General features: G+C 56.4%; 10 protein-coding genes. 5 read left to right on the top strand and 5 right to left on the bottom strand.

Going from position 1 to position 7,558, the window contains the following annotated elements; all coding sequences use genetic code 11:
- Nucleotides 1-125 precede the first annotated feature (125 nt).
- The 4 genes from E4021_RS17205 (at nt 126) to E4021_RS17220 (ending at nt 3,878) form a co-directional block, all read left to right on the top strand.
- Nucleotides 126-353: a hypothetical protein gene (locus tag E4021_RS17205; RefSeq protein WP_136460640.1), complete on the top strand. Its 228-nt coding sequence runs from the start codon at nt 126-128 to the stop codon at nt 351-353.
- Nucleotides 350-694 (top strand): type II toxin-antitoxin system PemK/MazF family toxin, encoded by a 345-nt coding sequence (locus E4021_RS17210; protein WP_136460642.1) that lies wholly within the window; start codon nt 350-352, stop codon nt 692-694. The genes E4021_RS17205 and E4021_RS17210 overlap by 4 nt, the downstream gene beginning before the upstream one ends.
- 30 nt (nt 695-724) lie before the next feature.
- Nucleotides 725-2,137, top strand: a complete 1,413-nt coding sequence (locus E4021_RS17215) for an ATP-binding protein (protein ID WP_136460644.1) — start codon at nt 725-727, stop codon at nt 2,135-2,137.
- A gap of 67 nt (nt 2,138-2,204) precedes the next feature.
- Nucleotides 2,205-3,878, top strand: a complete 1,674-nt coding sequence (locus E4021_RS17220) for an FAD-dependent oxidoreductase (RefSeq protein ID WP_136460645.1) — start codon at nt 2,205-2,207, stop codon at nt 3,876-3,878.
- A 384-nt stretch (nt 3,879-4,262) separates the two neighbouring features.
- On the opposite strand, the gene E4021_RS17225 is transcribed toward E4021_RS17220, so the two are convergent.
- The 4 genes from E4021_RS17225 to E4021_RS17240 all read right to left on the bottom strand — a co-directional run bounded on the left by E4021_RS17225 (nt 4,263) and on the right by E4021_RS17240 (nt 6,654).
- Nucleotides 4,263-4,742 carry a hypothetical protein gene (locus E4021_RS17225; protein WP_136460648.1) on the bottom strand — a complete coding sequence of 160 codons (480 nt, stop codon included), beginning with the start codon at nt 4,740-4,742 and terminating at the stop codon, nt 4,263-4,265.
- A 1-nt stretch (nt 4,743) separates the two neighbouring features.
- On the bottom strand, nt 4,744-5,388 hold the full coding sequence (locus tag E4021_RS17230; protein WP_136460650.1) for a M91 family zinc metallopeptidase: 645 nt from the start codon (nt 5,386-5,388) through the stop codon (nt 4,744-4,746).
- Nucleotides 5,389-5,427: 39 nt separating this feature from the next.
- Nucleotides 5,428-5,898, bottom strand: coding sequence for an RHS repeat-associated core domain-containing protein (locus E4021_RS17235; RefSeq protein WP_136460652.1), 471 nt, complete (start codon nt 5,896-5,898; stop codon nt 5,428-5,430).
- Nucleotides 5,899-6,189: 291 nt separating this feature from the next.
- Complete coding sequence (locus tag E4021_RS17240; RefSeq protein WP_136460654.1) at nt 6,190-6,654, bottom strand: hypothetical protein; 465 nt, start codon at nt 6,652-6,654, stop codon at nt 6,190-6,192.
- Nucleotides 6,655-6,799: 145 nt separating this feature from the next.
- On the opposite strand from E4021_RS17240, the gene E4021_RS17245 reads away from it, so the two are divergent.
- A complete protein-coding gene (locus tag E4021_RS17245; RefSeq protein WP_136460656.1) occupies nt 6,800-7,279 on the top strand; it encodes a transposase in 480 nt (159 codons plus the stop codon).
- 56 nt (nt 7,280-7,335) lie between these two features.
- Here the strand turns inward: E4021_RS17245 and E4021_RS18325 are convergent.
- On the bottom strand, nt 7,336-7,558 hold a 223-nt coding region (locus E4021_RS18325), incomplete at its 5' end, for a hypothetical protein (protein ID WP_211097056.1).

The raw sequence follows: 7,558 nt of genomic DNA on the forward strand, positions 1-7,558 counted from the left end.
TACTGCAATTTTTCCCGATCACCCAAGGCGGATTGTCGACGAACCACGCCCCCCGGCCCGTTGCGCCGGCTACGGCACCCGCGGCCGCGCCGACAAAGCCGCCGGAAGCCGCACCTTGGGCCGCTTTGCACGTTAAGCGCAGTATGGAAGCCCCGCTGCCCGACCTCACCGCCCTGACCACCCACCAAAAACTGCACCTGCTGGAACGGCTACTCAACGAACTGAGCGCCGACGGCATCCTGCCCCGCAGCACCCTGATGGCGGTAGCCGCCGACGTCATGAACCTGGAGTACCGGGAAGACGACGACCTGCTGTGCTTTCAATGCCTGGACCACGAAAGCGAAAGCGAATGAAGCGGGGAGAAATCTGGCTGATCAACCTGGATCCCACCATCGGCGCCGAGATCGCGAAGAAGCGCCCGGCCCTGATCGTCAGCGCGAACGGCGTGGGCAAGCTGCCCCTGCGCATCGTGGCGCCCATCACCAACTGGAAGGAACACTACCGGCTCGTGCCCTGGATGGTGCCCCTGCCGGGCGACGACCGCACCGGGCTGGAAAAGGCCAGCAGCGCCGACTGCTTCCAGGTACGCAGCATCAGCGAGAAACGCATGATCCGCCGGATCGGGGAGGTCACCGAAGAGCAGTTGGTGCACGCTACCGACGGACTGCGCGCCGTACTGGGCCTGTCCGACTGATCCCCTTAATTTCCACCAAGCTTAGCCCCCGTGAAAAAAATTGAAAAAACCCCCGATCTGCTGGACCAGCTGCGCGCCTTCGACCTCTTCGAAGGGGTAGAAGACGAGGCGCTGCAGTGGCTCATTGACCGGTCGGACTACGTGATGTATCCCAAGGACACCCCCATCTTCCAGGCGGGGCAGAAAGCGGACCACATGCAGGTATTGCTGCGGGGCGGCTACGTCGTCCGGCGGGAGAACAAGGGCCGCAAGCAGGAACTCGGCATGTGGAAGGCCCCGGCCGTGGGGGGCGTGCTCCCGTTCAGCCGCATGAAGGACACGCAGGCCGACGGCGTCTGCCTCGAAGACACCTACGTGCTGCTCCTGCACCGCGGCTGCTTCGTGGAGATGGTCAACATCAGCTACGAACTTACGCAGGCCCTGGTGACCGTCATGACCAATCGGGTGCGCGACTTCCAGCAGATGCGCCTGATGGACGAAAAGCTCATGGCCCTGGGCAAGATGAGCGCCGGGCTCGCCCACGAGCTTAACAACCCGGCTTCGGCCATGGTCCGCAGCAGCCGCGAACTGCACCGCCACCTGGTGCAGACGCCGGAGCGCTTCAAGGCGGCCATCACCATGCGGGTGGAGGAGTCGGCCGTCGACCGGATCAACGAGATCCTCTTCGAGCGGGTGGCCGCCGCCCCCGACGAGCCCGAACTGGGGCTGATGGAAAGGGAGGAACGCAGCGACGACATCAACGACTGGCTGGCGGACCACGGCGTGGCCGAGATCGCTACCCTGGTCGACACCTTTGCCGACTGGCACTTCACCGTCGAACACCTCGACCGGATCGCGGAGGTCATCCCCCGGGAGGCGCTCTCCCCCGTCCTGCAGTGGATAGAGACCAACCTGACCACCGAGTCGCTGGTCACCGAAATCCAGGCCGCCAGCAACCGCATCGCCGAGTTGGTGCAGTCGATCAAGGTTTACAGCCACATGGACCAGGAGCCCAGCCTGGAGCCGGTGGACATCCACGAGGGCATCCGCTCGACGGTGACTATGCTCAACCACGTCCTGAAGAAGAAAAACATCACCCTGCAAAAGAAACTGGCCCAGGACATCCCCCCCGTTAAGGCCCTGGCCGGGGAGCTCAACCAGGTTTGGACCAACCTGCTCAGCAACGCCATCGACGCCCTGCCCCAAAGCGGCGGACGCCTCGTCATCCGTACGTTTCACGAGCGCGACTGTGTGTGCGTGGAAGTGGAGGACAACGGGCCCGGCATCCCCGAGGATATCCAGAGCCGCATCTTCGAGCCCTTCTTCACCACCAAGGGTATCGGGGAGGGCACCGGCATGGGCCTGGACATCGTGCGGCGCGTGATCGACCACCACAACGGGTCGGTGAGCCTGAGCAGTAAGCCGGGCTGCACCGTATTCAAGGTTTGCTTTCCGGTCCAGTAGTAGTCCGTTTTTCCTTTCCCCGCGTTAAAGGGTACGCGGACCATTTTTAACCTCCACCTTCATTCCCATGGCCAGAGACCGTAAACCCATCATTCTGTCGGTCGACGACGACCAGCAGGTTCTCCGATCCCTCAAGCGCGACCTGCGCAGCCGGTACCAGGAAGACTACCGCATCATCAGCACCACCCAGGTGGAAGAGGCGCTGCAGGCAGTGGAGGACCTCAAGAAAAAAGGGGAAACCATCGCCCTCTTCCTCTCCGACCAGCGGATGCCGGACATGCTCGGCGTAGACTTTCTGGAAAAGGCCAAGCCCCACTACCCCAACGCCAAGCGGGTACTGCTGACGGCCTACAGCGATACCGACGCCGCCATCAAAGCCATCAACGAGGTGCAGCTTGACTACTACCTGCTCAAGCCCTGGGACCCGCCGGAAGAAAAGCTCTACCCCATCCTGACCGAGCTGCTCGAAGACTGGAAGCTCACCCACCGCCCCGCCTTCGAGGGCATCCGGGTGGTGGGCTACCAGTACTCCCCCAAGTCGCACAACGTGAAGGACTGGCTGGCGGCCAACCTGCTGCCCTACGAGTGGATCGACGCCCGCAGTCCGCAGGGCGAGGAATTGGTGGAGCTCCACCGCTGCAAGGTGACCGAACTCCCCCTGGTCATCCTGGAGGACGGCACGGCCTTCAGCGACCCCGGACTGGATGAGGTGGCCGAGGCCCTGGGAATGAGCGCCACGGTGCAGGAAGACCTCTACGACGTGGTCATCATCGGCGGCGGCCCCTCCGGCATGGCCGCGGCGGTCTACGGCGGCTCGGAAGGGCTGAAGACCCTGGTCATCGAAAAGCGGGCGCCGGGCGGACAGGCCGGCAGCAGCAGCCGTATCGAGAACTACCTGGGCTTCCCCAGCGGGCTATCGGGCTCGGAGCTCACCCGCCGCGCCATGGCCCAGACCCTCCGCTTCGGGGTGGAGGTGGTGAGCCCCCGGGAAGTGACCGGCATCGAAATCCGCGACAACTACAAGATCCTGACCCTCGACGACGATAGCCGGGTGCGCACCAAGTCCGTCATCCTCACTACCGGCGTACAGTACCGCATGCTGGAGGCCGAGGGCGCCGACAAGTTTAACGGGGCTGGGGTGTACTACGGGGCGGCCACCACCGAGGCCCGCGCCTGCGAGAACCACAACGTCTTCGTCGTCGGCGGCGGCAACAGCGCCGGACAGGGGGCGGTATACCTCTCCAAGTTCGCCCAGCGGGTGACCATCCTGGTGCGTAAGCCCAACCTCACCGCCAGTATGTCGAGCTACCTCATCGAGCAGATCGAGTCGATCGACAACATCACCGTCCAGGGCTACCGGGAGGTGGTGAAAGTTTGCGGCGACGACGACCGCGTACAGCGGCTCGTCCTGCAGAACCTGGAGGACGACAGCACCGAGGAGGTGGAGGCCGACGCCCTCTTCATCTTCATCGGGGCCCGCCCCCGCACCGAGTGGCTGGAGCAGGGACAGATCATGACCGACCAGCGCGGATTCGTGATCACCGGCCGTGACCTGCTGGCCACCCCCGAACGCAGCAAGAGCTGGCCCCTGGAACGCAACCCCTACCTGCTGGAAACCTGCCAGCCCGGCATCTTCGCCGCCGGCGACGTGCGCAGCGGGGCCATGAACCGCGTGGCCTCCGCCGTGGGCGAGGGGGCCATGGCGATTAAGTTCGTGCATGAGTATTTGGGGGGATTTTAGGGGTACCACCGCGGGCTGCAGCGGAGCTCACCTATTGTTCTTCTCCCGTGCGCTGTGACCACCAGGTGGATGCAGTCGATGCACAACAGGTGCCGCACCTTCACCCCGCTGACCGTCCTGTACGTCTACTACGTACGGTTTGACCTGTGCGATTGGGGGGGGTAGCGTAGGTATGCTGCTAGCCAATTCTGCTTAGTTTATATGGGGCTTGGTTGGTAGGATACTTTTCTGAGATCGAAGAGTCTGATGAAGGTTGTGGAGTAATTCCAAGCCTCACAGTCAGTCGCCTTAGGGGCGGCTGCTTTGGTGCGCCTTATTGGGCGGGGGGCAAGCACTGACGTATTGAGAGTATAATTAGCGTTATGTAATTACAACTTATGACAGTTACAAAAACGATATAACTCCGTCACTGATATTTGCCACATATCTGATTGTGTTCCTTTCGTAGAAATCGCCGAACCCAACAAAGAATCGCTTCTGCCATCCCTCAAATCGCTGCTTGTTGTCTGCGGTAATGTTTAAAAGATTGATGATAACAAATTTTTCACCAGTTATGCTGACATAGCCTAGATACTGTCTACTGTAGCACTTGTATTTATCCTCTTCATTGTTACTTAGGTGGTTGTTCTCCGAGTTTATCAGCTCCCTTTTCTCCCTGAGAAGTAGTTCCGCCTCTTCAACATCTGCAGTTTGAACTGTAAACAGCTCTGAGCCAGGCGGCAACTGAATGGGAGACGTGTATTCTTTGCTAAAAATTACTGGCTCCCCCTTCCAGGAACACTCAATGCTGCTGGCTCTTGTTCTTTGTGAAGAACAAGACGCAAGAAGTACTACTAAAAACAACGTTACAGCTACATTTTTCATATTATTTCTTATAGATAAAAGGGATGTATATGCCTCTAATCATTACACCCTGATTAGCACTAGCTCGTGTTCCGGGTACTACTAATTGACCCACTCCTTCCCCTTTGTCAATTCCATAGTATGCCCTCAGCGGCACACCATTTTCAGCCCTTATTTGATTCTCAATATGAGAAGCATACTTTTCCGCATTAGTAGATGTTCTACCGTCACTATATTTCACCCACGTACCAGCGTCAATAGACCCATCATCCCAGTCTAAAGCGTGGGCTAATTCGTGTGCTAATCCTAAATAAGATGGTCTTGATGTGCCACCTTTTTCGTTCAAACCACCCTCAGTGCTAGTTGGATCAAAACTGACTAATCTGCCAGTTGTAGAATTATATCCTTCTCTAACAACAAAAATGTCACTGTCTGACTGGAGCGTAGATATTAAGTTATCCCCAGCATCACCTCCTGTCCTGATTTTATCCAACGCTGAAACAGTTTTTTTGAGAAAACCAGTAAGCTTAGTAGATCCGTCTTTTAACGTTTTGACTCCCGCGCCAGTGTAATCTGATCCATCGCGATTATACAGTGACCCATTCTCGTAAAAGGCAACGTTACTTCCATCTACGCGAATAGCAATACTATCACCATTAACATCTATATACTTTACAGGATTGTTAGCAGCATAAGCATATGGGGTTTAAAAAGAGTACTTAGAGGCAAATCTATCTATGGATGTGAACCTAGCGATGGTGGGATCATAGTGCCGCGCCCCATAGTCATACAAGCCCAAGTCTGGATTGAGCTCCTTACTATTATAGCGGTAACGGTTTTCCCCATCTTCAGCGCCCTGCGACCACGCTCCGTCCATGGCCAGTCCGAATGGGTAATAGTGGTTTTCCTGGACGATGTCGCTACTGTCCACCAAGCCATCATCACCCAAATCTCCAAACACAACCCGATTATTTCCCAGGTGATCGGTGAGGTAGTAATAGTAGGTGGCCAGTCGAGGCTCAGCGCAGGGAACGGTATTGACCAGCAGTTCCGCGCCCTTTGGTACGGTCCATCCAATGCCCAAAGTTACCGTTTCCTGCCCCAGAAAGCGGTAGTTCCCGCCGGCAGTCAGACTGGTATCGGAACTCAGGTGCTCGGCGCGAAACGTTTCATCCATTCCCTGCAAGTTAGCGGTAGTTACGTGAAGCGTGGGCACGCACGGCGGAGCCAGGCTATCCAGGGGACGCGCGAAGCCATGGGCTGGTCTCCGATGCTCCGGCCGCAGGTTGGCTCGGTCGCTTTTCGCCCCGAACTAGGACCGCGGAAGGGGTAAGCGGGTAACCTTGAGCCCCTGCTGCAGTCAGGATCAACGCGACCGCAATGTCAGTCTCGGAGATCCCGCCCAATATTCGCGCCCCGTCCATCCCGCAGTTCTGCGGGACGTCGTGGCGCTATTCATAAGGCGCTATTACTGGACTAGCACTTTCAAAGTCCTAGCATGGTTGTAAGTTTGATTTCGCCTTACACCATCTGGTTTTGGGGTGAAGATAATTTGCTCTCTTAATAGAAGATCAAGTTTATTATCTAACAAGATTATTGGCTCTATAAGATAATCGTTCTCTCCTGCCTCCTCGACTACGAACTTGCTAAAACTCACCTTTACTACTCCATCAGGGTCACTCAACTCCGCTTTTGCGATATTTGTAAAAAGAATTTGTCCTCTGTAATCAACAGCAAATCTTACTAACACCTTACCTCCTAGTTGATAATTCTGATTGCCCTCAATCTGAATGATCGTATCCAGGGAGGACGTAATATCAAAAGGAAAAGTAGGTGATTTAGCTGGATGCGAATGAACGTTAATCGTTGACGATTTTTGTCCTTTACATCCTATGCATAAAATTAGTAGTACAAAGAAAGCTAGAGCTCTCATCTCAAAATTTTATCGGTAAAAACTTCCGGATAGGTGGATTGGTAGCAGCATGTACCTTAGAGCGTGTCTAAAATTATGATTTCTTCTATGTGAGGCGAAAGATGGCTGCCGGCCGTGTTTTGTAAGTCGCCAAACTACACAAAACATGACCCAGCAGTACGCTCGGTTGACCGACAGCCAGTGGGACGAAGTTAAATCCTTTCTGCCCATCGGACGCAAACGTAAACACGACCTGCGCGACGTCTTTGAAGCCATCCTGTGGGTCACGCGCACCGGCTGCCAGTGGCGTAACCTGGACCGACAATTTCCGCCCTGGCAGGTAGTCCACTATTACTTCAGCAAGTGGTCGCGTGACCATACTCTGGAAACGATGAACGACGCGCTCAACCGGCGGGAACGCGAACTCGTCTTTGCTCGACCGTCTTCCCCCAGTCTCTTACTAGTTGATGCTCAGAGCGTTCGACTTCTGCCACGGATCGGTCACCAACGGGGTATCGACGGTGGTAAATGGGTCAACGGGCGCAAGCGCAGTATCCTGTCCGATACGCTGGGACGGGTGTGGCGGGTCGAGGTACATGCGGCAAATGTGCATGATGGAGTAGCTGGTGGTTTGCCCCCTTATTAATCGGACTTTCGTACAGTTCGGGTTGAATAATCAAGTTTACCACTAATACCTTTGCATCAGCGAAATGCAGCCGACGGCAAGGGTTTTACCGATAGCTGCGGTTGTGTATTGGTGACGGGCCCGTTCACCTTATTTTCTACCCGCTCATCGGCTTCGAGCCGAGCAGCGGCTAAGCGAGATGCAGCCTCCTGCTTCAGGTTCCCCGATAGCAGGTAGCGTGGTTGTTTGAGCTTAAAGATATTGCGACCGCGCTTATCCCTGCTCCTTACGACCTGATTT

This window comes from Neolewinella litorea, assembly GCF_004803465.1.
Lineage (GTDB): Bacteria > Bacteroidota > Bacteroidia > Chitinophagales > Saprospiraceae > Neolewinella > Neolewinella litorea.

What these genes read in the sequence shown, in the direction of transcription:
- E4021_RS17220 (WP_136460645.1), top strand. Translation starts at nt 2,205, where the DNA reads ATGGCCAGAGACCGTAAACCCATCATTCTGTCGGTCGACGACGACCAG.
- E4021_RS17235 (WP_136460652.1), bottom strand. Translation starts at nt 5,898, where the DNA reads ATGGATGAAACGTTTCGCGCCGAGCACCTGAGTTCCGATACCAGTCTG.
- E4021_RS17240 (WP_136460654.1), bottom strand. Translation starts at nt 6,654, where the DNA reads ATGAGAGCTCTAGCTTTCTTTGTACTACTAATTTTATGCATAGGATGT.
- E4021_RS17210 (WP_136460642.1), top strand. Translation starts at nt 350, where the DNA reads ATGAAGCGGGGAGAAATCTGGCTGATCAACCTGGATCCCACCATCGGC.
- E4021_RS17245 (WP_136460656.1), top strand. Translation starts at nt 6,800, where the DNA reads ATGACCCAGCAGTACGCTCGGTTGACCGACAGCCAGTGGGACGAAGTT.
- E4021_RS17225 (WP_136460648.1), bottom strand. Translation starts at nt 4,742, where the DNA reads ATGAAAAATGTAGCTGTAACGTTGTTTTTAGTAGTACTTCTTGCGTCT.